The 24,977-nt window shown below is 44.4% G+C and carries 22 protein-coding genes; 19 read left to right on the top strand and 3 right to left on the bottom strand.

What is annotated here, in order from left to right; translation table 11 throughout:
* The first annotated feature begins 16 nt into the window (after positions 1-16).
* From porG to yidD, 9 genes are all read left to right on the top strand, one after another.
* Positions 17-874 carry a type IX secretion system protein PorG gene (gene porG, locus A3860_RS01420; protein ID WP_081145146.1) on the top strand — a complete coding sequence of 286 codons (858 nt, stop codon included), beginning with the start codon at positions 17-19 and terminating at the stop codon, positions 872-874.
* A 167-nt stretch (positions 875-1,041) separates the two neighbouring features.
* Positions 1,042-1,803 (top strand): isoprenyl transferase, encoded by a 762-nt coding sequence (locus tag A3860_RS01415; RefSeq protein ID WP_081145145.1) that lies wholly within the window; start codon positions 1,042-1,044, stop codon positions 1,801-1,803.
* A 105-nt stretch (positions 1,804-1,908) separates the two neighbouring features.
* On the top strand, positions 1,909-4,638 hold the full coding sequence (locus A3860_RS01410) for a BamA/OMP85 family outer membrane protein (protein ID WP_081144742.1): 2,730 nt from the start codon (positions 1,909-1,911) through the stop codon (positions 4,636-4,638).
* Between the two features lie 57 nt (positions 4,639-4,695).
* Complete coding sequence (locus tag A3860_RS01405) at positions 4,696-5,211, top strand: OmpH family outer membrane protein (protein ID WP_081144741.1); 516 nt, start codon at positions 4,696-4,698, stop codon at positions 5,209-5,211.
* A 122-nt stretch (positions 5,212-5,333) separates the two neighbouring features.
* On the top strand, positions 5,334-5,897 hold the full coding sequence (locus A3860_RS01400) for an OmpH family outer membrane protein (RefSeq protein WP_081144740.1): 564 nt from the start codon (positions 5,334-5,336) through the stop codon (positions 5,895-5,897).
* Between the two features lie 91 nt (positions 5,898-5,988).
* On the top strand, positions 5,989-6,837 hold the full coding sequence (gene murI / locus A3860_RS01395) for a glutamate racemase (protein WP_081144739.1): 849 nt from the start codon (positions 5,989-5,991) through the stop codon (positions 6,835-6,837).
* A 165-nt stretch (positions 6,838-7,002) separates the two neighbouring features.
* Complete coding sequence (gene rpmH / locus A3860_RS01390; RefSeq protein WP_014222732.1) at positions 7,003-7,158, top strand: 50S ribosomal protein L34; 156 nt, start codon at positions 7,003-7,005, stop codon at positions 7,156-7,158.
* Positions 7,159-7,257: 99 nt separating this feature from the next.
* Entirely contained in the window at positions 7,258-7,650 is a 393-nt protein-coding gene (locus A3860_RS01385) for a ribonuclease P protein component (RefSeq protein WP_081144738.1), read from the top strand.
* A gap of 39 nt (positions 7,651-7,689) precedes the next feature.
* Positions 7,690-7,920: a membrane protein insertion efficiency factor YidD gene (yidD, locus tag A3860_RS01380; protein ID WP_081144737.1), complete on the top strand. Its 231-nt coding sequence runs from the start codon at positions 7,690-7,692 to the stop codon at positions 7,918-7,920.
* A gap of 136 nt (positions 7,921-8,056) precedes the next feature.
* Here yidD and A3860_RS01375 read toward each other — a convergent pair whose 3' ends face one another.
* Both A3860_RS01375 and A3860_RS01370 read right to left on the bottom strand, forming a co-directional pair.
* The gene (locus A3860_RS01375) at positions 8,057-8,656 is read right to left on the bottom strand and encodes a hypothetical protein (RefSeq protein ID WP_143773891.1); all 600 of its coding nucleotides are present in this window, start codon (positions 8,654-8,656) and stop codon (positions 8,057-8,059) included.
* Between the two features lie 72 nt (positions 8,657-8,728).
* Complete coding sequence (locus A3860_RS01370; RefSeq protein ID WP_081144735.1) at positions 8,729-9,337, bottom strand: superoxide dismutase; 609 nt, start codon at positions 9,335-9,337, stop codon at positions 8,729-8,731.
* A gap of 187 nt (positions 9,338-9,524) precedes the next feature.
* On the opposite strand from A3860_RS01370, the gene A3860_RS01365 reads away from it, so the two are divergent.
* The 5 genes from A3860_RS01365 (at position 9,525) to A3860_RS01345 (ending at position 17,170) form a co-directional block, all read left to right on the top strand.
* Positions 9,525-10,265 carry a 3-keto-disaccharide hydrolase gene (locus A3860_RS01365; RefSeq protein WP_245843447.1) on the top strand — a complete coding sequence of 247 codons (741 nt, stop codon included), beginning with the start codon at positions 9,525-9,527 and terminating at the stop codon, positions 10,263-10,265.
* Positions 10,265-10,831 carry an RNA polymerase sigma factor gene (locus A3860_RS01360; RefSeq protein ID WP_081144734.1) on the top strand — a complete coding sequence of 189 codons (567 nt, stop codon included), beginning with the start codon at positions 10,265-10,267 and terminating at the stop codon, positions 10,829-10,831. Before A3860_RS01365 ends, A3860_RS01360 begins: the two co-directional genes overlap by 1 nt.
* 73 nt (positions 10,832-10,904) lie before the next feature.
* A complete protein-coding gene (locus A3860_RS01355; protein WP_081144733.1) occupies positions 10,905-11,903 on the top strand; it encodes a FecR family protein in 999 nt (332 codons plus the stop codon).
* Positions 11,904-12,156: 253 nt separating this feature from the next.
* Positions 12,157-15,657, top strand: coding sequence for a SusC/RagA family TonB-linked outer membrane protein (locus A3860_RS01350; protein WP_245843446.1), 3,501 nt, complete (start codon positions 12,157-12,159; stop codon positions 15,655-15,657).
* Between the two features lie 10 nt (positions 15,658-15,667).
* Positions 15,668-17,170: a SusD/RagB family nutrient-binding outer membrane lipoprotein gene (locus A3860_RS01345; protein WP_081145143.1), complete on the top strand. Its 1,503-nt coding sequence runs from the start codon at positions 15,668-15,670 to the stop codon at positions 17,168-17,170.
* A 151-nt stretch (positions 17,171-17,321) separates the two neighbouring features.
* Here A3860_RS01345 and A3860_RS01340 read toward each other — a convergent pair whose 3' ends face one another.
* Positions 17,322-17,759, bottom strand: a complete 438-nt coding sequence (locus A3860_RS01340; RefSeq protein WP_081144731.1) for a nucleoside deaminase — start codon at positions 17,757-17,759, stop codon at positions 17,322-17,324.
* Between the two features lie 146 nt (positions 17,760-17,905).
* Here A3860_RS01340 and A3860_RS01335 point away from each other — a divergent pair, with 146 nt between their 5' ends.
* The 5 genes from A3860_RS01335 to A3860_RS01315 all read left to right on the top strand — a co-directional run bounded on the left by A3860_RS01335 (position 17,906) and on the right by A3860_RS01315 (position 24,929).
* Complete coding sequence (locus A3860_RS01335) at positions 17,906-19,240, top strand: GntP family permease (RefSeq protein ID WP_081144730.1); 1,335 nt, start codon at positions 17,906-17,908, stop codon at positions 19,238-19,240.
* A gap of 567 nt (positions 19,241-19,807) precedes the next feature.
* Positions 19,808-21,853, top strand: coding sequence for a DUF3857 domain-containing transglutaminase family protein (locus A3860_RS01330; protein WP_081144729.1), 2,046 nt, complete (start codon positions 19,808-19,810; stop codon positions 21,851-21,853).
* Between the two features lie 473 nt (positions 21,854-22,326).
* A complete protein-coding gene (locus tag A3860_RS01325) occupies positions 22,327-22,644 on the top strand; it encodes a hypothetical protein (protein WP_081144728.1) in 318 nt (105 codons plus the stop codon).
* A gap of 182 nt (positions 22,645-22,826) precedes the next feature.
* Positions 22,827-24,209: an aldehyde dehydrogenase gene (locus A3860_RS01320; protein ID WP_143773889.1), complete on the top strand. Its 1,383-nt coding sequence runs from the start codon at positions 22,827-22,829 to the stop codon at positions 24,207-24,209.
* Positions 24,210-24,335: 126 nt separating this feature from the next.
* Positions 24,336-24,929 carry a glutathione peroxidase gene (locus A3860_RS01315; RefSeq protein ID WP_081144726.1) on the top strand — a complete coding sequence of 198 codons (594 nt, stop codon included), beginning with the start codon at positions 24,336-24,338 and terminating at the stop codon, positions 24,927-24,929.
* The last annotated feature ends 48 nt before the right edge of the window (positions 24,930-24,977 follow it).

The following is a 24,977-nucleotide window of genomic DNA, read 5'->3' as shown; positions in this document are numbered from 1 at the left end:
TGTTAAATTGCGAATTATGAAGAAATTGGTTGTAACAGCACTACTGTTTATCTCCGTACTTTGTGTGCAAAAGGTTACTGCCCAATATGAAAGTATTGTTCAGCAAGGTGAGTTTGGTATATCGGCAGGTGCAGCACATTATTTTGGTGACCTGAATACAAGAGCGAAACTCAACAGGCCCAAACCCGCCCTTGGTGTTTTCTTCCGGAAACAATTTGGTAATTATACAGCTTTACGCGTTGCCGCACATTATGCCCGTCTTGGTTATTCGGATGTTTACAATACCCAAAACGAATATCAACGCAGACGTAACCTGAGCTTTAACTCCAATGTATTTGAACTTACCCTGCAAGGTGATTTTAATTTCTATAAATTCGTTCCGGCCGATCCTTATTACAGCTTCACTCCGTATGTAACTTTCGGTGTGGGCGTTTTCAGCTACGATCCATATGCTTATCTCAATGGGAAGAAATATTTTCTGCGCCCGCTGGGAACCGAAGGCCAGGGAACCGCAGCTTATCCCGACCGGAAACCTTACAGTACTATGGCCGTTTGTGTACCAATTGGGGTAGGGATTAAATATGCCGTCAACGATCGCATGAACCTGGGTTTTGAGGTCGTATACCGGTACACTACTACCGATTACCTCGATGACGTAAGCAAAACTTATGTAGGGAGCGATAAATTTCCGCTGTTACCTGATGGAAGTACCTCACCAGCGGGGTTATTACAGGACCGCTCCTACGAAACCGGCGAACCTATTGGCATAGAAGGCCGCCAGCGCGGTTACTCAAAGCAAAAGGATGCCTATGTGCTGGCCGAGCTCACTATATCCTGGAACCTGACTTCATATCGTTGTCCTTCAGCGAATTAAATAATTATCCCGGCTTTAGCCAGGAAGGTAAGGTACCCCTCAGCGGGTACCTTTCTTATTAATACCAGTACCTAATGTTAAAGGTTGGCCCCAGCCCGCAGAAACAGGAAACTGGAAACCCGGAACAGGTAACTTTTTCCTACCTTTGTGCCCTTCAAAAAAAGGGTATGCAAAGCCTACGGGAGCAAATTAACCTTCAACGACTTCCTCGCCATATAGCCATTATTATGGACGGCAATGGCAGGTGGGCAAAAGAACAGGGGCAAGACCGCCTCTACGGCCATTTTCATGGCGTGGAAAGCGTGCGCAATATTGTAGAAGGATGCGCCGAACTGGGCGTTGAATATCTTACACTCTATGCATTTTCTACTGAGAACTGGGACCGCCCGCAATACGAGGTTACGGGGCTTATTGAACTGTTGGTAGAAACTATACGCAAGGAAACTGAAACCCTCAATAAGAATAACATTAAGCTGCACGTGATCGGCGACGTAAAAATGTTGCCCGAATATGCGCAAAAGGAGCTGAACGAATCGCTGCAGATCACCAGTCAGAACACCGGTTTGAACCTGGTAATGGCCCTGAGTTATAGTAGCCGGTGGGAACTGGTACAGGCCGTACAGCATATTGCCGAGGATGTAAAAGCCGGAAAAATTGACCCTGCAGCCATCACGCAAAACACCCTGCAACAATACCTGGCCACCAGTAATTTTCCCGACCCGGAATTAATGATTCGAACCAGCGGCGAATACCGCATCAGTAATTTCTTATTATATCAATTAGCTTATGCAGAATTGTATTTCACCAATGTTCGCTGGCCCGAATTCCGGAAAGAGAATCTGTATGAGGCTATCCTGGATTATCAGGGGCGGGAAAGGCGCTTCGGTAAAACCGGCGATCAGATTAAAAAAGAACATATAAACGGATAATTACGAATTGGTCATGAATATTTTATGATTCCGTCGATTATGTTTCTTTTTAACAAACCCTTTTAATAAATCCCCCTTAATTTGCTCCACTTTAAACTCCCCGGAATGCAGCGTTCGCGTACTTTTAGTATTTTTTTACTGGTATTTGCATGTTTTTCAGTCGGCTCACTGCGTGCCCAGGTCGCTACCGACACCGTTCCTACGTCAATTGATCCTGAATTAGAAAATATAATTAACTCAAAAAGTCCCAAAGAATATTTCATTGGCGGCATTACGGTTACCGGTACCAAGCGGTACGATCAGCAACTGCTTATATCCATTGCAGGTATAAATGTTGGGGATAAAGTAATGATACCGGGGGGCGATAATTTCAGCAAGGCGATCACCAACCTGTGGAACCAGCACCTTTTTTCGAACGTAGAGATCTACTTCACCAAACTCGAAGGCAATAAATTATTTTTAGAGATCCATGTTTTTGAACGGCCTGCCCTGTCCGACTTCCACCTTATTGGTATTCGCAAGGCCGATCAGGATGAGCTGAAAGGTAAAATAGGTTTTGTAAAAGGCCGGGTGGTAACCGAAAACACCAAACGAACTGCTGAAGAGGTTATTAAAAAATTCTATACCGAAAAAGGTTTTCAAAGTGCCACTATTCGAATTGAAGAATCGACCGATCCCAATTTGCCAAACTCTGTAGTCGTTAATTTATATATTACAAAAGGTCATAAAGTACGCATCGATAACGTGAGCTTTTTCGGCAATGAACAGGTGAGCGAACAACGGCTGAAAAAGCAATTGAAGGGCACAAAGGAAATGACCAAGATCACCCTTTTTGCCGATACTACTAAAAGTCCGTTTGGTGAAACCAAGCGACCTTCCTTTAAAGAATACCTGAGCCAGGCCGGCTTTTTATCAGTTAGCAGAACCAAAGAATTCCTCGATCCTTATTTCCGCTTTAAATTATTCAGCTCGGCCAAGTTCAGTGAAAAGAAATATGAGGAAGATAAGGAAAAAGTACTGGAGTATTACAACTCCCTCGGTTACCGTGATGCTGCCATTGTAGATGAAAAGAAATATTATAACCAGAGAGGGAACCTGAGAGTGGATGTGAAAGTAGACGAAGGCCGCCGCTATTATTTTGGTAATGTTGCCTGGAAAGGGAATACCAAATATTCAGATTCGATCCTTAATATATTATTAGGTATTACTAAAGGTGATACTTACAACCTCGATATCCTGAATAAGAAGCTGGGTAAACAAATGTCACAGGAAGGTGGCGACATCAGCAGTTTGTACATGGACGATGGTTATCTTTTCTTCCGTGTTGAACCGGTTGAAACTGCCGTGTACAACGATACCATCGATTTCGAGATCCGTATACAGGAGGGGCCCCAGGCTACCATCAAGAACGTTACCATTTCGGGTAACGAAAAAACAAAAGAGCACGTTATTCGCCGTGAGCTGCGTACGCTGCCCGGTGAAAAATTCAGCCGCCAGGACCTCATTCGTTCACAGCGTGAAATTGCGCAGCTGAACTTCTTCAACCAGGAAAAGATCGGCATCAACCCCGTACCCAATCCTGAAGACGGTACTGTGGATATCCATTATTCGGTGGAAGAAAAATCTTCTGACCAGCTGGAGCTGAGTGCCGGTTGGGGTGGCGGTATCGGTTTAACCGGTACGCTGGGTGTTTCGTTCAACAACTTCTCAATTAAAAATATTTTCAATAAGAAGGCCTGGGATCCTTTGCCTACCGGCGATGGACAAAAGCTGAGCATGCGTGTGCAGTCGAACGGCCGTGCATACCAGTCGTACAACTTCTCATTTACCGAGCCCTGGTTAGGTGGAAAGAAGAGGAATTCATTAACCTTCAGCATGTATAAGAGCGTATTCCGCACCGGCGGTATTGACGCCAGCGGAAGATATTTCTTCAGCGATACCAACAGGCTGAAAAACTTCGGCGCCAGCATTTCATTGGGTAAACAATTAAAATGGCCCGATGACTTCTTTACCCTGGTATATTCATTAAGCTATACACAGTACAAGCTGACGAATTATCGTTTGTTCACCGCTGATTTCAGGAACGGTACTTCAAACAACCTGAGCGTTAAAATTGCGCTTAACCGCAATTCGGCTGGTCCCAATCCTATATTCCCAACCAGCGGTTCTAACTTTATGCTGAGTGGTCAGTTTACGCCACCTTATTCATTATTTAAAGAGAATACCACCAGCCAGGATAGTTATAAACTGCCCGAATTCCATAAATGGCGTGTCAATGCCGAATGGTTTATTCCTATTGGCCGGGCCATGGGGGCCGACAAAACCCGCCAGTTTGTATTGCGTGCAGCCGCCAAATACGGGTTTATGGGCCGGTATAACAAGAGCCTGCCTTATTCACCATTTGAACGTTTTCAGGTGGGTGATGCCGGTTTGGCAAACGGTAGCTATATCCTGGGTTACGATATCATTGCGCATCGTGGTTATCCTGTGTATGAGTATAGTGATCCCAAGATCAACCCCGATCAGCAGAACGCCAGCCAGTTCTTTACTATCTTTAATAAGTATACGATGGAATTGCGGTACCCCTTCACCACCAATCCCAGCAGTACCATCTTTGGTATGGTTTGGTTTGAAGCCGCCAACGGATGGTATGATTACAAAACGTACGATCCCTTCCGCCTGCGTAGAAGTGCCGGTGTGGGTATGCGTTTCTTCCTGCCTATGTTCGGGTTGCTTGGATTTGATTATGGTGTAGGCTTTGACCGTCTTCAGCAGGGCGGCCGTTTACGCGATGCAACCCGCTTTACATTTATGTTAGGTTACGAGCCTGAATAGTGGAAATGAGCCTGGTAATTCATCATTCGCCATTCACGAACCTTAAATAGAAACACCATGAAAAAAGTATTATTTATTGCCTGCCTGATGGTGCTTGCCTTAGCCTCGCAGGCCCAGTATGGCCGGTATGCCATTGTAGATACCAAATACATTCTGGATAAATTACCTGAATATAAAGATGCCCAGAAAAAGCTCGATCAGTTCAGCGAAATGTGGCAAAAAGAAGTCGACAGCAAACAGGCTGCACTCGATAAAATGTACAAGGATTTTGAAGCAGAACAGGTGATGCTGAGCCCCGAATTAAAGAAAAAGCGGGAAGACGAGCTGTTTGTACGGGAGAAAGAAGTACGCGACCTGCAGCGCAAACGCTTTGGTTTTGAAGGTGATCTGTTTAAAAAACGGCAGGAGCTGGTGAAACCCATACAGGACAAGGTATACAACGCAATCCAGAAGCTGGCAGTTAACCGTCAACTGGATTTTATTTTGGATAAAAGTGAAGGAATTACCGTTATCTTTGCCGACCCCAAACTGGATCGTAGTGAGGATATTTTAAAAGAGCTGGGCGTTAAATAAAACTTAAGACGAAAAGGGGAAAGCAACCACCAATAGGTTTTTTTCAACTTAAAACAACAAATAACCGTCCACCCACAGGCAACAGAAAACTGACCAGGGGGTGTAATCAAAATTGAAATTCAATGAAAAAGTTTTTTACTGTAACGTTGTTCGCCCTGGGCCTGGTAGTGGCTGGTGAAGTAAAGGCCCAATCAAAGATCGGGTATATCAGTTCACAGGAATTGGTAAGCGTAATGCCTGAAACCAAAAAAGCCGATTCTACATTGCAGGATCTGCGCCAGGTATTGATCCAAAGCTATACTGAAAAGCAGAATGCATTCTACGCAGCTATTGATAAATTCAACAAGGACTCTGTTAATTATACAGCTGCTGTGAAGTCAGTTAAGAAGAATGACCTTTCCAAAATGGGTCAGGACTTAAGCGGCGAAGAAGAGCGCATTCAACAACAATTACAACAAAAACAGCAGGAACTGCTGGCCCCAATCAATAAAAAAGCATACGAAGCTGTACAGGCTGTAGCCAAAGAAAATGGATATGGCTACGTGTTTGAAAAAGAAGCTTTGCTGGTAGCTCCTCCCGGTGATGATATTATACCGCTGGTTGCCAAAAAGCTTAATATCAAATTGCCAACCGGTAATGCACCTGCTGGCCCTGCGCCTGCCCCTAAAACCGGCGTTAAACCATAACAACTCATAAGTTGAAAATACTAAAGGCCGCTTCTTTATGGAGCGGCTTTTTTATTTTTTATGCTTAACCTTCAATGGGTAAATTTGTGTTATGCAACCAATTGGAATATTCGACTCGGGCTATGGCGGCCTTACCGTAATGAAGGAGATTGTAAAGAAACTGCCGCAGTACGATTATATATACCTGGGCGATAATGCCCGGGCACCATATGGTAACCGTTCTTTTGATACTGTGTACCGGTATACGTTGCAATGTGTAGAATGGTTTTTTGAACAGGGTTGCCCCCTGGTGATACTGGCCTGCAACACCGCATCGGCAAAAGCCCTGCGCACCATACAACAGCATGATCTGGAAAAATTATGTCCGCAGAACCGGGTATTGGGTGTAATACGGCCCACAACCGAGATCATCGGGAATTTCACCAGATCAAGAAAGATAGGCATCCTTGCCACCAATGGAACGGTTCAGTCGGGTTCTTACCTCATTGAGATCGAAAAGTTCTTTCCCGATATTACTGTGTACCAGGAAGCCTGCCCTATGTGGGTGCCCATTGTAGAGAACAATGAGCATCAACAACCCGGCGCCGATTATTTTGTAAAGAAACATATACAGCAAATTATGGCCGCCGGTCAGGGTATTGATACCTTGTTGCTGGCCTGTACGCATTACCCTTTATTGCGCGATAAAATATTGCAGTTTTTGCCGGCGGGTATAACCCTGGTATCGCAGGGCGAAATAGTGGCTGAAAGCCTGGGCGATTACCTGAACCGTCATACTGAGCTGGAAACCCGGTGCAGTAAAAGCGGACGGCGGGTGTTTTATACCACCGATTCAACTGAAGACTTTGATAACCATGCAAGTATATTTTTTGGCGAACCGGTGCGCTCTCATCACGTTGACCTGGATAGTAGTATTCCAGTAGTGGATCACATTTATTAAAACATTTTTACGCTTACCGTTTCATTCTTCAGCTCACATTCCCTACCTTTGCGGTCCTTTCATCCGCTTATGGCGGGGCGGGTATGGTGACCCGTCTGCGAAAACTGGAACCTGATCCGCTTCTCCCGGATCATATTTCAAAATAAGTGTAAAAAGAAAATAATTATGAAACGTACATTTCAGCCGCACCGCCGTCGTCGTAAAACCGTTCATGGTTTCCGTAAGCGTATGCAGGATGCCAATGGCCGTAAGGTACTGGCCAGTCGTCGCAAAAAAGGTCGTAAGAAACTGACTGTTTCCGACGAAAGAAAATTAAAATAAGCAGCGAACCCCAACCGAAAGGATAGGGAATGCAGTTTTAAATATCTTTAGTCCCGTCTTGGCCGAACCGAGACGGGACTTTTTATTTTGGTTACCGTAATGGTGAAAAAGTTTACCTTAAATAAAACAGAACGGCTGAAGCGCCGCAAGATCATTGAACAATTGTTCAGTGAAGGCCGGGCAGTGACTGCATTTCCCATCAGGGTGCAGTACAAACTGATCGACCAGCCCGGGACGGGCCCGTTGCAGGCCGGCTTTAGTGCAAGCAGCCGTAATTTTAAAAAAGCTGTTGACCGTAACCGCATAAAACGATTGATGCGCGAAGCATATCGCCTGCAAAAAGCGCCGCTGGAACAGGCTTTGCAAACAAAAAAGCGACAGTTGGCGTTATTCTTAATTTATACCGGCAGGGAATTGCCGCCATATGCCCTGGTGAAGGAAAAGGTGGAATTGGTATTGAAGAAATTGTTGCAGACAATACAGGATGCCTGAACCAGACAGCGCCCGAAATGTTGTAATAAAACACACCGAATGAAGTTTTTGCTGCGCATATTAAGTCTCCCCTTTATCGCATTGATCAAGCTGTATCAATGGATCATTTCCCCATTACTGGGCCCCAAATGCCGGTTTACGCCTACCTGTTCGCAATATGCGTTGGAAGCGTTTAAAAAGCATGGGGTATTCAGGGGATTATGGCTTACCGTACGGCGGTTAAGCCGTTGCCATCCCTGGGGTGGGCATGGCTATGACCCCGTACCGTAAATCCGAAGGAAGTGAGAAGTATGAAGTAAGAAAAACAAAAAAGCAGCACGCATAATAAATCAAAATGCCGCCCAGGCTCAGCCAGGACGGCATCTTTATTTCATACTTCTTACATCTTATCTCTTACTTCGGACGCTTACTTTTTCATACGCTCCACCAACTCATTCAGCGATTCTCTCTTCTGTTTTGCGGTGAAGAATTTATAGATCTCAGGCGCTTTGCCGTCTTTATCAGCGTCTACTTTATAAGGAATATTGTTATACGGGTTTATCAACTGGGCGTTGGTGTTAGTAGTAAGCTTTTTGATAGTTTTGGGCACTATAAAATAGGTCTTGTTGGCATCACTGGCGTTTTGACCATTGATCAGTTGCTGGGTGCTGTCGATGATATGCTCCAGTTGCTCTGTGGTGATAGATTTTGTTGGGCCATCATTGCCAAAATTCACTATGTTGCCGATGAGTGTATCAGTTTTCAGGTTCAACAGGTAAACGCCGGCATCGGGTACTTCGTACGACTGGTCGCCTGCTTCACTTTTAACAGTAATTGCTTTATCCTTGTCGGTAAGCGTTAAATCAGCTTCGTTGTGTTGGGTTCCGGAGGTAAGGGTGACTGTTTTGGTAGCCTCATCAACCTGGATCTTTCCACTCGAAAATATCTTTACTTTTTTTTGAACGCCAGGCGAGCAGGCCGCGAAACATATCACGGCAAACATCGTACTAAACAAGGTACATTTCATTGGGCTATTAGTTTGAAAGGTTAAAAAAAAGAATCCCGGTAAAACCGGGATTAAATATAAAAAGTAAGCTTGTTATTTGGCTGCTTTTGCAAAATTCTCAGCTACTTTATTCCAGTTGATCACGTTCCAGATATTGGTTAAATATTCGGGACGGCGGTTCTGGTATTTCAGGTAGTAGGCGTGTTCCCAAACGTCGATGCCCAAAATGGGGGTACCTTTTACTTCGGCTACATCCATCAGGGGATTATCCTGGTTAGGGGTAGAAGTGATCTGGAGGGTACCATTGTTAATGATCAGCCATGCCCAGCCACTGCCAAAACGGGTAGCGCCGGCAGTATTAAACTTTTCCTTAAAGCTATCGAAAGAACCAAAAACATCATTGATAGCATCGGCCAGGGCGCCTGTAGGCTGACCGCCAGCGTTGGGGGCTAATAATTCCCAGAAGAAAGAGTGGTTCCAGTGGCCACCACCATTATTACGAACAGCCGGGCTAATAGTGCCAGCTGCCTTTACCAGTTCTTCCAGCGATTTATTTTCATTGGGCGTACCCGCAATAGCTTTGTTCAGGTTGTCGACATAAGCCTGGTGATGTTTGCCATGATGAATTTGCATCGTCAGTGCGTCAATATGCGGTTCCAGAGCATCGTGTGCATAAGGAAGCGCCGGTAGTGTAAATGCCATAACACTATAAATTTTAATTGTTGAAGATTTATGGTTGTTCTTTCAAATGGTAACAAAAGTACAGGTCAATGGTTTATTAACCAATTCATTCTCTTTACGAAACTGAAAATTTTGGCGCCAGCTCTGGCAATTTTATAGTATTTTAGATAGCAAATGTGGCCTGCAAATCCTTATCAAATCAATCAATATGTTGAATACCATTACAACAAATAAATTGATGCTGTTTTCTGCAACCATATTATCCAGCGCTTTTTCCGGGGCATTTCAACCCCAACAGGGGAAAGACAACGTTCTTACGGAAGAAGAGCAAAAAAACGGCTGGGTATTGCTATTTAACGGAAAAAATACCGATGGCTGGCGCAGCTACAACAACAAGCCATTCGATAGCTGGGAAGTCACGAACGGGCAGCTATACTGTAAATCCTCAAAAGACGTAAAACAACGCGCCGACCTCATCACCGTTGATCAATATGACAATTTTGAACTTTCATTAGACTGGAAGGTTGACAAAGGGGCCAACAGCGGTGTCATTTACCGGGTAAAAGAAACCAGCGGGCCCAGTTATGAAACCGGTCCTGAATACCAGCTGATCGATGATGAAGGCTATCCCCAAAAACTGGAAGCCTGGCAAAAAAGCGGCGCCGATTACGCCATGTATCCACCCCTGGAGATCGCTGCAAAACCAGCCGGAGAATACAACCACACCACCATTCTTGTAAAAGGAGCCCACGTTGAACACTGGCTCAATGGAAAAAAAGTAGTGGAGTATCAATTGTGGACACCTGCCTGGCGCGAATTGAAAGAAAAAAGCAAATGGAAAGAGGCCCTTTCATATGGCCTGGCACCTAAAGGGTATATTGCCCTGCAGGACCATGGCGGCGGCATCTGGTTCAAGAATGTCAAAATCCGGAAGATAAGCAGTATATAATGACTGACCCCGTGTCACATAAAAATAATTATGGTGAAGAGCAGTCATTAGAGCTTCTCTTCGTCGATATTTTTAAAAAACACGAATACCGGTTACATACGCTCGTATTAAAACTTACCCGAAGTAACCAGTATGCGCGGGATATTATTCAGGAAGTGTTCCTGAAACTATGGGAACACCGGTTTCAGCTACATACCATCCAGAATATGGAAGCCTGGTTATACCGCCTTACCGAAAATAAAGTAATTGATTTTTTGCGCAAGGCGGCGGCAGATAACCGCTTGAAAGAAGCCATCTGGAAAAGCCAGCCAGGTGGCCTGAACGACACCGAAGACAATGTGGTGGCCCGCGAATACAACCAGATCATTCAAAAAGCTGTAGACCAGTTGCCACCCCAACGCAAGCTCATTTATTACCTGAACCGTGAAAAAGGCCTTAACTACCAGGAAATTGCCGATCACCTGGCTATTTCAAAACACACGGTGAAAAACCAATTGTCCACCGCCCTGCAATCTATCCGGCTTTACCTGCTCAAAAGCGCCCGGCTTTTCTTTTTACTTTTCTGAAAAAAATCTTTTCCCCCAATAGGAACCCCGTTTGGCTGCTTCGTCTATCAGATATAGGCACAACCATTTTTCGATGGAAGAAAGGATCAAATATTTATTCAGGCAATACCTGAACAATACCTGTACGAAAAAAGAATTTGAGGAATTCTTCTCGTATATCAACGAGGCTACCCATAATGAATTGATACGGGAGCTTATCAAAAAGGCATATGAAGAAACCGGGCAAATAAACCCCTCGCTTACGTATGTTGATGAACGTGGCCACCTGGTTTTAACGGAATCCGCAATGAATGAGCAGTCCGTTACCGCTAAACAGCGGCGAAAAAAGAACCAGGTGCGATTTGCCATGGCAGCTGTTGTGGTGGGTTTGCTGGCAGGTTTTGTTTGGCTGATAAACCAGCGGGCCCATCAGTCAAATACTGCCCCCAAACCGGTCCTTGCCAAAAAAAATACCGGCCGCTCAGAATATAAATACCTGTTGCTGCCCGATAGTACCCAGGTGTGGTTGAATGCCGCCAGTACCCTGGAGTACCCCAATCGGTTTGCACCCGGTAAAAGGGAAGTGTACCTCACCGGAGAAGCCTATTTTGATGTAAAGCATGCCAATAAACAACCCTTTCTTATACATACAGGCAAAGTGACCACCCTGGTGCTTGGCACTGCGTTTAATATAAAAGCTTACCCGGGCCGGGAGAACATAATAGTATCAGTAAGCAGAGGCAAAGTACGGGTGAATTATGAAGAAAAAGAAGTGGCCACGCTTACACCGGGGCAGCAGGTAAAAGTAAGCAACAACAATAATACGGCTGTACAAAAAAATATCGCAGTTACAGAAACAGCACCCTGGCAGCAGGGCAACCTGGTGTACGATGATGAAACCATCAACGATATTATTGCCGACCTCGAACGCATTTATGACGTAACCATCCGTTTGCAAAATACCACGCTGGGGAAGGAAAGAGTATCCACTTCTTTCAGGCGCGAAACAGGTATCGAAAATGCGTTACAGTTGCTTTGTAATTTAACCGATACCCGTTTAAAGCAGGTGAACAACATGTATGTGATTGAATAAAATAACAATAAAACCAAAACTTAAACAGCTATGAATACAAGAACATTTTCACCGCCATAATGCTTTAAAAAAGGAACCGCCCCAGTTGCGACCTGGAAGCGGTTCTGCATGTTGAAAATAATCCCGTTCAAAGAATTACTTAAAACAATTCAAAGCTATGAATTTGTATGTAAAAACGTACAGACATAGTACGTCATGTATTACTGCCAGATACCAGCCAGGGTATTTGCTTTTGAGAAACAAAGTCCTGATCATGAGAATTTCTATCCTGACCATTTTACTCACGTGTAGCGGATTGCTGATGGCAAGGTCCGGAAGCGGCCAGGATTTGAATAAGATCATGATCACCATTGACCTGAAAGACGTTTCGCTGAAACAGGCTTTCAAAAAAATTGAATCCCTTACACAACTGGCGTTCACATACCGCACGGTAGATGTAGCCGGTTTTGAGCATATCAATTATCAGGCTACCAATGCATCGGTAACCCATGTGCTCGAAGACCTGCTGCAACCCGCAGGGTTACGATTCGACCAGGTGAACAGCCACATTGTTATTAAAAAGATCAAAAAGAGCGATCAAACAGCTGAGGCAGCCATTATAGAAGCCCTGCCATTTGATGGCGGTATACGCGGCCGGGTAACTGATGAAACCGGCGCTCCGCTTTCCAATGCATCGGTATTGGTGCTGGGCACCGATAAGGGTACCGCCGCAAATACAGATGGGGTTTTTGCAATAAGCGGCATCAAAGCCGGCCGGTATAAATTGCAGATCTCTGCGGTAGGCTTCACCACGCAGATCAGGGAAATTGCGGTAAAAGACAATGAATCGCTCGAAGTATCAGTTGTGCTTAAAGGTAGTAGCGGCAAGCTGGAAGAAGTTATTGTTACCGCCCTGGGCATTACCCGCAAAGAACGGTCGGTAGGCTATTCGACCCAGGAAATAAAGGGCGACAACCTCACCATTGCCAAAGAGCAGAATGTGTTAGGTAGTTTGGGCGGAAAGATAGCAGGCGTACAGCTCACCGGTTCTTCAGGCGCCAGTATGGGTGGAACCCAAAAGATACAGATCCGCGGTACAAATTTTTTAACAGGCGGCGGGGAACCCCTGGTAGTAGTGGACAATACACCCGTCTCCAATACAAATTATGCGGGCCGGAATGGCCGTGACTATGGCAATTTAGCACAGGATATAAACCCCGATGACATTGAATCAATCAATATATTGAAAGGACCGGCAGCCTCCGCATTGTATGGTTTACGGGGGCAGTTCGGCGTTATAATGATCACTACCCGCAAAGGAAAGAATGCACAAAAACCGGTGGTGAATTTCAGCTCTGCTTTTTCGATTGAAAAAGCCGGCAATTTTCTGCCATTGCAAAACACCTATGGCGCAGGCTACAATTTAAACTTTCCAACTATAAATATAAACGGTGTTTCTACGAAATATGTCGACGGCGAATGGGACGAAAGCTGGGGACCCAAAATGGACGGAACACCCGTAAGGCATACCTATAGCTTTTACCCGGGCGATCCCGATTTTGGGAAGGAAACGCCATTTGTGCCACACCCCGATAATATAAAAGATTATTTCGAAACCGGCCACACCTGGAATAACAGCGTTTCATTTGCTGGAGGCGGTCAAAATACTTCTTTCCGCTTATCATACAACAATACCGATATAAAGGGCATTGAACCCAACACCTATTTAAAGCGAAATAACCTTTCTTTTAGCGGATCACTGAACGTTACTCCGAAACTTTTAATAACTACCACTTTAAACTATGCCAATAACAAGGGGCAACGGCCATCGCAGGGTTATCAAAGCCTGGGCTCGCGTAATATGTACCAATGGTTCCAGCGCAACCTTGATATGAAAAAATTAAAGCAGTATAAATACGCCGACGGTACTTTTTATCAATGGAACGTAAGCGCGCCCAATGACCAGGGTGTATATACGAGCAGAACAAGCCCCATAGACTGGAACAATCCTTATTTTGATGCGTATGAAAATCCTTCACACGATTCGCGCGACCGGTTCTTTGGTAATGTAGGGGTAACGTATACCATACTGCCTGGGTTGAAAGTGAACGGTTTTGTACGCCAGGATGGTTTTACTCAAAACCTCGATGGCCGGAATGCGGAAGGTGGGCGCGGCGTACCCGCTTTCTGGACCGGCAAATACGAGTCAAAGGAAATGAACTATGAATTCCTGGCCCAGTACAATAAGGAATTTGGCCTCTTTTCACTGGGCGCTAACCTTGGTGGCAATTTAATGACACAGCGGTATACTTACCTCGAAGAAGAAACCAAGGGCGGGTTTGTATCACCAGGTTTTTATAATATCCGCAATTCGCTCGACCGGCCGTTGGTAAGTAATGTAATAAGAAGAAAAGAAGTAAGAAGCGCCTATGGCGCCGTTACGCTGGGATATAACAACACCTACTTTATTGATGCCAGTTTAAGAAGGGATATTTCATCGGCATTGCCGCAAAAGAATAACGCGTATTTATATCCGTCGGTTTCGGCAAGTATGGTATTCAGCGAGCTGTTAAAAATAGCCCCGGTTTCTTATGGAAAGATCAGGGCCAGTTTTGCCCAGGCAGGTTCCGACATACCTGTTTATCAAACTTCCAACTCGTTTGCTTTACGGGAACCATATGGTACCAGTTTCCCCATGTATGTTCCCGATACTTTAAAAAATCCTGATCTTAAACCCTCATTGGGTACAGCATATGAAGCTGGTCTCGACATGCGCTTTTTGCAGGACCGCGTAGGCTTCAGCTTTACCTGGTACTTCCAGCAAAATGAAAATGCGGTGATGAACCTCGATGTATCGGGCACCAGCGGCTATTCAAAATATGTGATCAATGCAGGCAATATTCAAAATAAAGGCATTGAATTAACAGTTAGCGGCACACCCGTTAAAACGCGAAACCTTATCTGGACGAGCAGCTTTAATATTGCCCGAAATAAGAACAAGATCAAAGAACTGTATCCCGGCATCAATTCATTGATACTTGATCAAAACCGGTATTCAAGTGTGGATATGTTCCTGCTGGCAAATGTGAACGAATCATTTGGCTCCCTGGTAGGTAATGCCTATATGCGCGATTCGGCAACCGGTAAAATATTACTCGATGCCAGTAATATGCCCATGTATGTTACCAATCATAATTTTGGAACTGTATTGCCCAAATTCACCGGCGGCTGGCAAAACACTGTTACCTGGAAAAACTTTGACCTGAGCGCCGTTATAGATTTTCAGAAGGGTGGACAGTTTTTCAGCTGGACAAAAATGCTGGCAGTTAAAAGCGGACAGGCAGCAGAAACAGCCGCTATGAATGAGAATGGAAAAAACATTCGCGATGCGCTGACAGATGGGGGTGGTATAAAAGTGACCGGTATCTCCAATTCTTCGAAGCAGGAAGTGAGCGTTTTTGTGAATGCCAGAAGTTATTACCGCAATGTAGTGGGCACCAGGATCTATGAAGAATGGTTGTTTGATGCCTCTTATATCAGAATGCGTGAAATACGGGTTGGCTATACATTCACCAAAGAAAGTATTGCGAAGCTGCCGGTGAAAAGTATTAACCTGGCCTTTATTACCAGGAACCCGTTTATGATCTGGCAAAAAGCCCCGAAAGGATTGAACCCTGCAGAGCTGGCCACCGGCGCCTCTTCCCTGAACTGGTTAGAGACCGGTCAACTGGCTACTACCCGTTCATTTGGTGTTAACCTGAATGTTTCCTTCTAAAAAAACGATCATGAAAAAACTACTCTATATAAAGTTGATTGTTGCATTGTTGGTGATGGGGGCTGGTTGTACCAAATTCAGCGATGATATAAACGTTGATCCCAGCGTTCCTACAAAATCATCGAATGCGCAGCTGTTAACCTATGCACTTAACCAGCTGCCTGCTGTAATTGAGGCGCCTGCCGGATTGTTGTATGTTCAACACTGGTCAGAAAAACCGTATACCGATGTTTCGCGGTATGCAGTAGTGAATTACGATTTTTACTCTATTTACACCGAAGCGCTGGAGAATTTACAAGCCATTTTAAATGCCGGTAAATACGATATCAATGAAGGTTCAGCCAATAATCAAAAAGCGGTAGCCCGGATATTGAAAGCCTGGTTTTTCTGGCATATGACCGATCGCTGGGGTGATGTTCCTTATTTTAATGCCCTGAAGGGTAAAGAGAACTTTGCAGCTGCATATGACCGACAGAAGGATATTTATTACGATCTTCTGAAAGAGCTGAAGGAAGCTGTTGCCCAGATCGATAATGGAAATGCGATCACCGGCGATATTTTATATGGCGGAAAAATGGACAACTGGAAGCTTTTTGCCAACTCCATGCGGTTGCTGATGGCACTGCGTTTATCAAAAGCCGATGCGGCAAAAGGTAAACAGGAATTTGTTGATGCCCTGAACGCAGGCGTGTTCACTGATAACAGACAGAATGCAGTGTATGTGCACCTGGCCGATGCGGCCAACCAGAGTTACTGGTATTATGTAGTGAATGTGCAAAACCGGCCCTGGTATTGGGCCAGCAAAACCATTATTGATTATATGAAGCCTTTGAACGACCCCCGGTTGAAAATATTTGCCGATAAAAATGGCAGTGGCGTGTATAATGGGGTGCCGTATGGGCTCGATGGCAATGCCGTGGGCGCTATTCCCAGTTCAAGCGTATCCTTTGTTGGAGTGCATGTGCGTACACAAAATTCACCAACTTATGTTACCACTTATGCCCAGGTGTTACTGGCAATTGCCGAAGCCAATAAATTAAACTGGTTAACCGGTGGTGATGCAGAAGCCAAATCAAAATATGAAGCTGCCATACAAGCCTCCATACGGCAATGGAACCGGCTCAGTTTTAAAACGTATGATGACACACGGGATAAACAGGTGGAAAAAGTGCTATACGATGCCGCTGATTCAGGCGATACCACCGGGCTGGCTGCCTACCTCACTCAACCAGAAGTGGCGTATAACGGAGCAGAGGCGTTGAAAAAAATTGCTAACCAGCGCTGGCTGCATTTATTCATGAACGGTTATGAAGCCTGGGCCGAATGGAGAAGGACCGGATTTCCTGTATTAACACCGGCGCCTGATAATGGCGGTACCCCTATTCCAAGAAGACAGGCATACCCGGTAAAAGAGCAAAATATCAATGGCAATAATTATCGCACCGCTATAGCTGCACAACCAGGCCTGGGTGGTAAAGACGATCTCAATGGCCGGGTTTGGTGGGACCAGTAAAAACTACAGGGTTACATGAGATAATTTGGATCCGGAAGCGGGAAGGCTTCCGGATTTTTGATTTTGGGATTTTTAGATTTCGAGATTTTGGGATTTATTTTGAGGCGGGCTTCCAGGCAATCTCAAAATCTCTAAATCACAAAATCAGCAATCACCGTTTGCTTCTGAAAAAACTTTTCATTAATTCGGCGCATTCTTCTTTCAGGATGCCTTTGGTGACCTCAGTTTTAGGATGAAAGGGCCAGTTAGGATCGGTAATGTGTTTATGACCGTTCTTTTCATCATCGGCGCCCCAGATGATCTTTCCTATCTTGCTCCAGTACAGCGCGCCCGCGCACATGAGGCAGGGTTCTACCGTAACGTATATGGATGCATCGGGCAAATATTTACTGCCAAGAAAATTGAATGCAGAAGTGAGGGCAATAATTTCGGCATGCGCAGTGGGGTCGTTCAGGCGTTCAACCTGGTTATGTCCGCGGGCAATTATCCTGTTATTGATGACCACAACAGCGCCCACCGGTACTTCACCATCGTTAAACGCCCGCCGGGCCTCTTTGAGGGCCTGTTGCATAAAATATTCGTCGTTCATAGAAAATGTATGCTGATTTTCTGTAGGTTCCTGCATTTAAATCAGCAAGGTACAGAAATAGTGAGCAATATGAAGTATTATCAACAACCATTGCCGGTAACAATCAGTTTGTTATCTTAGTTAATAATCATACTAACGATTGAACTATGACGGCAACCTTTGCGCAGGTCATGATCTTTTTAGTTGCAGGCATTGGCATTATCGTTTTGCTTACTGCCTTCTTTCGTATGCATGCATTCTTTGCCTTGCTGATCGCCTGTTTTGTTGTGGGGTTGGGTGTGCAAATGCCGGTGGCAACTATCATTAGTGTTACCAAACAGGGTTTTGGCAACATTATGCAGTCGCTTGGTTTTATAATCGTGTTAGGCACAACATTAGGTGTGGTACTTGAACATACGGGCAGCACCAAGGTAATGGCTACCTGGATATTAAAACGAATAGGAGAGAAGCAGGCCCCGCTTGCCATGAGCATAACAGGGTTTATAGTAGGACTACCCATTTTTTGCGATTCAGGATATATTGTATTGAGCGGATTGAACAAGTCGTTGTGCAGGCGAACAGGCATTTCAATTATCATTATGTCGGTTTCACTGGCAACCGGTCTGTATTCGGTGCATTGTTTAATTCCGCCCCATCCCGGCGCTGCTGCGGCAGCCGGAACAATCGGCGTTGATTTTGGCAGGCTTATAATAACTGGTTTGCTGGTGGCCATTCCGGCCATGTTGGTAGGCTATGCCTGGGCCCGTTATGCCGGTAAAAAAATAACTAATGAAGAACCGCTTGAAGCGCCGGTGATCGATCTCACTACACAAGCGCCTTCTGCGCTGCTTTCCTTTCTTCCGGTTATAGTTCCCATTCTTTTAATTGGCGCCAGATCTTTTCTCGCTATTGAAACCGGGAAATCAATTCCCGCCTGGATGCAGCTTTTTTTGGTGACTGGTGATCCCGTTATTGCACTCACTATCGGTATTGTGCTGGCTTTTTTGGCCGTGCGGTCCTGGAAAAAAGTGGTGATAGGAAAGTTGTTACAGGAAGCTGCAGAAAAAGCAGGCGGTATACTGGTTATAATTGGTGCAGGCGGCGCCTTTGGCGCCATACTGGCTGCAACACAGGTGGGCGAGCATGTTAGCAAGGCGGTTAATCTGCAAACCCTCGGTATCTTTTTCCCATTTATGTTAACTGCTGTACTTAAAACTGCACAAGGTTCTTCAACCGTTGCGATCATTACGGCTGCATCGATCATTCAACCTTTGTTACCTGCATTAGGCCTCCACAGCGAAACGGGAAAATTGCTTGCTGTGCTGTCGATGGGTGCTGGCTCCATGACCCTGTCGCATGCCAATGATGCTTATTTCTGGGTGATAGCCAAATTTTCAGGATTGGATATGCGATCCATGCTGCAGGTATATACCGTTGCAACGCTGCTTATGGGACTGGTAACCTTGCTGGTGGTATATTGTTTGTCGCTGATCATGCTATGAGATGCTGCCTTAAAATTTTCCAACATTTCAAAGAACTGATGTACTACACGATACAAATGTAAGGTCAAAAAAAGCTGAAAAAATCAAAGGGTGCGTATGTGAGTGGTCGAAAGAGGTGTATTGTGGTCAGGATAGTTCTTAAAGGGTCAACAAAGTTCTAAAATTGGCTAATGCTGGCTAAAGTGGGCAACAACGGTATAGCTTGAAAGCAAAATATTCGGGTGTTGCCCGGGTTCGAGCCGGTATGGAGGCGGGTTGGCTTCGGATCTTCTTTGGGGCTTGTTCGGAGTTGTTCGGACCTGCTCCGAACAACTCCGAACAACGTCCGAACAAAGTCAAAAGTAAAACAAAAGAAAACCCGGCGTAATACCAGACATTATCCGAACAAAGCATATGGCAAGCATTGTGAACCAATACCCTGGCTCGAACCTACCTGTTTTGGTTCATTAACCAACCAATTTGGTTTTTCCCGCGTAAATAAAAACATGTAATAAATTCAGGACAAACCCGCCGACTTTTTAAAAACCTGGAAAATTTTCTATTTTGTGACAGATCATAACCCCGCACATGAAGTACCTGGTAAGACTGATTTTATTTAGCGGCCTGTTTTGGCCCTTATTTGGAAATGCGCAAAGTAAACCGTTGATACAGCCCGAACCTGCCTGGGTTACCCATCCGCCATTTGATTACAATAACACCCGCATGGATGAGGAGGCAGAGAACGGTTACATAAACCTGGAGTTGGAAAAACAGGTTTCCATACAACAACAATCAATTTATACAAAAACCGCTTTCAGGATCCTTTCCGAATCGGGCGTTCAAAATGGGTCACAAATAAGCGTCAATTTCGATCCTACTTACAATCAGCTGATCTTTCATTCCATAAAAATTATTCGGGGTAAAGAAACCATCAACAAACTGCAGCCTGCTAAAATAAAAGTGATTCAACAGGAAGAAGAGTTGAATATGCATTTATACGATGGTTCACTGACGGCCGTGCTTTTCCTGGAAGATGTTCGCAAGGGCGATATCATTGAATACAGTTATACCATAAAAGGCTCGAACCCGGTGTTCAAAGGAAAATTTGCAGGTGTGTTTGAAACCGGGTTTTCAGTACCTGTTTACAATTTGTATTATAAGCTATTGGTGCCCGATGGAAGGACCGTTCAAATAAGGAACAGCCTTACCAACGTAACTTATGAAACGAAAAAGCTGGCCAGTGAAACCTGTTACGAATGGAAACTCGATCAGGTGCCGGCTATGCACGAGCAGGACCATACGCCCACCTGGTACGATCCTTACCCCATGATCATGGTGAGCGAATACAAGAACTGGAAAGAGGTAAATGACTGGGCGTTGAAATTGTTTCCATTCGATGGAAAACTATCCCGTGGGTTACAAAAAAAGATAAAAGAAATTACTGTCACTAATACTTCAACAGAGCAACGGATACTGGCTGCCCTTCATTTTGTACAGGATGATGTTCGCTATATGGGTATTGAAATGGGACAAAATTCGCACCGCCCCAATACGCCTGAAAAAATATTTACCCAGCGTTTTGGCGATTGCAAGGACAAATCGTACCTGCTTTGCACCATGCTGCGGGCCATGGGCGTTGAGGCCAATCCGGTAATGATCAATACCGGCTTTAAAAAAACCATCATGCAATGGTTGCCGGGGCCGGCTTCGTTCGATCATGTTACCGTGCGGGTTTTGTATAATGGCCGGTATTACTGGTTCGACCCCACCATTTCGTATCAACGCGGCAATATTGATGCCATCTCGTATCCCAATTATCATTGCGGACTGGTTATCAGCGATACTACAACAGCCCTCACCAACATTCCGTTACAAAACAAGGGCATGGTAAGTGTGCACGAGCAGTTTGATATACCCGATATGAGCGGCAATGCCCGGTTGATCGTAAAGACCGAATACACAGGATCACATGCCGATGATATGCGCGAGCAATTCAACAGCAGCAGTAAATCGGAATTGAAAAAAACTTTCCGCGAATATTATTCGCATTATTATGAAAAAATAGAAACCGACAGTTTAAGGTATGTCGATAATGATACTACTGGAAAGTTTATAACTTATGAATACTATTCCATTCAGAATTTGTGGGAACTGGAACAAGGGGTAAATAAATCTTTCTTTTCACCGTATGTGATCAATGGCATTTTAAAAAAGCCAAAAGATATAAAGCGAACCATGCCTTTTGCCATTGACTATCCGGCGAAATACCAGGAAGAGATCACTATCAATGTGCCTGAAGAATGGACATCGCATGAATCAATGGAAAACATTTCGTGTTCAGCGTTTAAGATGCGGGTGCAATTCGCATCTTCCTATAAGAAATTCAAACTGAAATACGAGTACGAAAGCCTGAAAGACCATGTGGAGCCCAGCGAGGCCGATGCCTTTTTTACCAGTTATAAAAAGGCCGATGAAAACCTGGGATATACATTAAGCAAAGCAAATGATAAAGCTTCTATTGAATCATTATCGGATAGTGGGAAAAGAGGTGAGCCCGTTAATTATGGTTATGTAATTGCTATAGCAGTTGTTCTGTTTGGCGCTGCCGTATGGTTCACAAGAAGACGCCGATAATGCAAAATCATTTTTGTAAAACTTTCTAATTATATAGGGCAGAACAGTAAATTCTGGAAAATAGTACAAAAAAATTTGCTAAAAAATTTGTCATCCCAAAAGAAATGAATACCTTAGTGTGGTAATGGGATAGTGATCACCGTTACACCAGGAGGGTCTTACACACAACTACAATATTCCACACAACTCACTATGCTTCGTTTTGCTGGCACTAAAGTATCAGGGGGTAATTTGCCAGGTTATTACAAATAAATGCTGATTTAAGTAGCGGGCGCCATTCCACTGGCTTTTTGTTAATGTATTCCTTTGCATGCTTTGGCATGCTAAGCCATGCTATGCTATGTTTATGCTGGTTATGCATTGCAATGCAATCCTATGCCTGTTTTGTCATGCTATTACATTATTTATTTTGGGTATTACCCAAAGTTTAATCCGTACCCTTTTAATTGTTCCTGAAATATAAAACCCATTTTATGCGAACCTGTAATAATCACCCGCTGTGGCATAATCAACCACTGCGATTAACTGAAGAAGAATGTAAAAACCCAATGCTGGTCATTGAAGAATTTTTTCAATGTTATCATTTAAATGATGTGCGTAGTATATGGTGGAATTGGATGGTAGAAGTAGTCTCGAGCCCGGGCAGTATTTCAAGTGAGGCTACTGAACGCAACAATCATTTCTATTTTTATGAAAAAATGGAAATGCTCATAGAAGCCTGTTTTATTTTGAAAAATCAAATGCATTTAACTTTGCAGGTTGTACCCGATGAACCCCAAAATATAGCCTAGTGCGCCTCAACAGAAGCAGAAGAAATAAAGCAAAATATGCTGCCGGGCATTGCCGCTTGTATTTGTTTCTTCTGCTTCTTTTAACTTCCTGTACTTGCTGTTGGCGGGTAATGATATAGCGGGCTTTACAAAATGACGTAACTTACCCTGTAATATTAATTTCCCCGCCAAATAGCATGCATATGAATTCTGATGTTACTCAGCAAAAGCTGCAACGGTTGCGGGCTTTTTACGAAACCGGAGCCACCCGGGCACTGGCGTTTCGTAAACAACAGCTGCAGTTGCTGAAAGAAACTTTATTAAAATATGAACAATCATTATATGATGCTTTGTATAGTGATCTAAAAAAAAGTGCAGAGGAAAACTGGGTAACAGAAATGGGTGTGGTGGTCACCGAAATAAATGTGGCATTGCGCAGGCTGCATAGCTGGATGAAACCACAAAAAGTAAAAACCAACCTGGTAAATCTTCCTTCCCGCAGCTATATTATGCATGAACCGTTGGGCGTTGTATTAATTATCAGCCCATGGAATTATCCTTTGCAACTGCTCTTTACACCGTTGGTTGGTGCTATTGCTGCCGGCAATTGTGTGGTGTTGAAGCCTTCAGAACTGGCCCCGGCAACGGCTAAAGTGATGGGCGAAATAATAAAAGCAATTTTTCCGGAAGATTATATTTTCTATGTGGAAGGCGATGGCGCCCAGGTAGTGCCTGCGCTTATGCATGATTTTCGTTTTAATCATGTGTTTTATACTGGTAGTACAGTTGTTGGTAAAAGCATATATCAATTAGCGGCCGCTCAGTTAACACCGGTAACGTTGGAGTTGGGTGGTAAAAGTCCGTGTGTGGTTGAAAGCGATGCCAATATACCGGTGGCCGCGCGGCGAATAGCAGTTACCAAATTTTCCAATGCCGGTCAAATGTGTATTGCACCTGATTATGTGCTGGTTCATGCATCGAGAAAAAATGAATTGATCGCCGCTTTAAAAAACGTGCTGGTATCATTCTATACCGATGACCCCGCGGCAAGCTACAATTACGGTAAGATCATCAATGAAAAACAGTTCCGGCGCCTTACGGCCTATTTAACGCAGGGTACTATTGTACATGGCGGCCGCCACGATAGCAACCGCCTGTATATAGAACCTACCCTCATTGAAAATGTATCGCCCGATGCACCGCTGATGAAAGAAGAAATATTTGGTCCGGTATTGCCGGTGCTTACTTTTAACACCATGGAAGAAGCAAAGGCAATTATTCAAAACAATCCCGATCCTTTGGCGTTTTATATTTATACGGCCGATGCCAACAGGGAAAAGGAATGGTTGCAGGCTGTTTCGTTTGGTGGGGGATGTGTAAATAATTCAAGCTGGCATTTTACCAATCATCATTTGCCATTTGGTGGCCGGGGAAACAGTGGCCTGGGGGCGTATCATGGAAAATACACCTTCAACCTGTTCAGCCATGCAAAGGCAGTGATGAAAACGCCCACCTGGTTTGATCCTGCAATCAAATACCCGCCATTTAAAGGAAAGCTGAAACTATTTAAATGGATAATAAGGTAAGGCGTAACTGACGACAATGGCGTTCAACAAATACCCGCCATTTAAAGGGAAGCTGAAACTATTTAAATGGATAATAAGGTAAGGCGTAACTGACGACAATAGCGTTCAACAAATAATACAATAGTTATGACAGGCAGGCAAAGAGTTTTAAAAATAGTATACCCCGTATGGATCGCCCTCACCAAACTGATGGGCAGGAATACTAAAATACTGGCGAATGCAAAAAATATTAAACCGGCACAGTCAATTTATGACCTTAGTGTTTCATTAAACAACGGGAATTCCCTGCCTTTGCAATCCTTCAGGGGTAAAAAATTATTACTGGTAAATACCGCCAGCAATTGTGGATATACCAACCAGTACGAAGACCTGCAAAAGCTATATCAACAATTCAACAATCAGTTGCAGATCATCGCATTTCCGGCCAATGATTTTAAAGAGCAGGAAAAAGGCAGTGATACTGATATTGCCCAATTTTGCCAGGTGAACTTCGGGGTTACCTTTCCCCTCGCCAAAAAAAGTGTGGTTATACCATCAGGCGATCAAAACAATGTTTTTCAATGGCTCACTGATAAATCGAAAAACGGCTGGAATGAACAATCGCCTTCCTGGAACTTTTCAAAGTACCTGGTAAATGAGCAGGGCACGCTTACCCATTATTTTGATCCTTCCGTTTCGCCCCTGAGTTCAGCCGTGATAAATGCGGTGCTTACTGCTTAATGCGGAAGGCCTAAGGCTGCTTCACATTCGCGCCTGCAGCTGTTTTTG

Source organism: Niastella vici (assembly GCF_002077945.1).
GTDB classification, from domain to species: Bacteria; Bacteroidota; Bacteroidia; order Chitinophagales; family Chitinophagaceae; genus Niastella; species Niastella vici.
The sequence above is the reverse complement of the archived record's forward strand: the minus strand, read 5'-3'. Positions and strand labels throughout refer to the sequence as shown.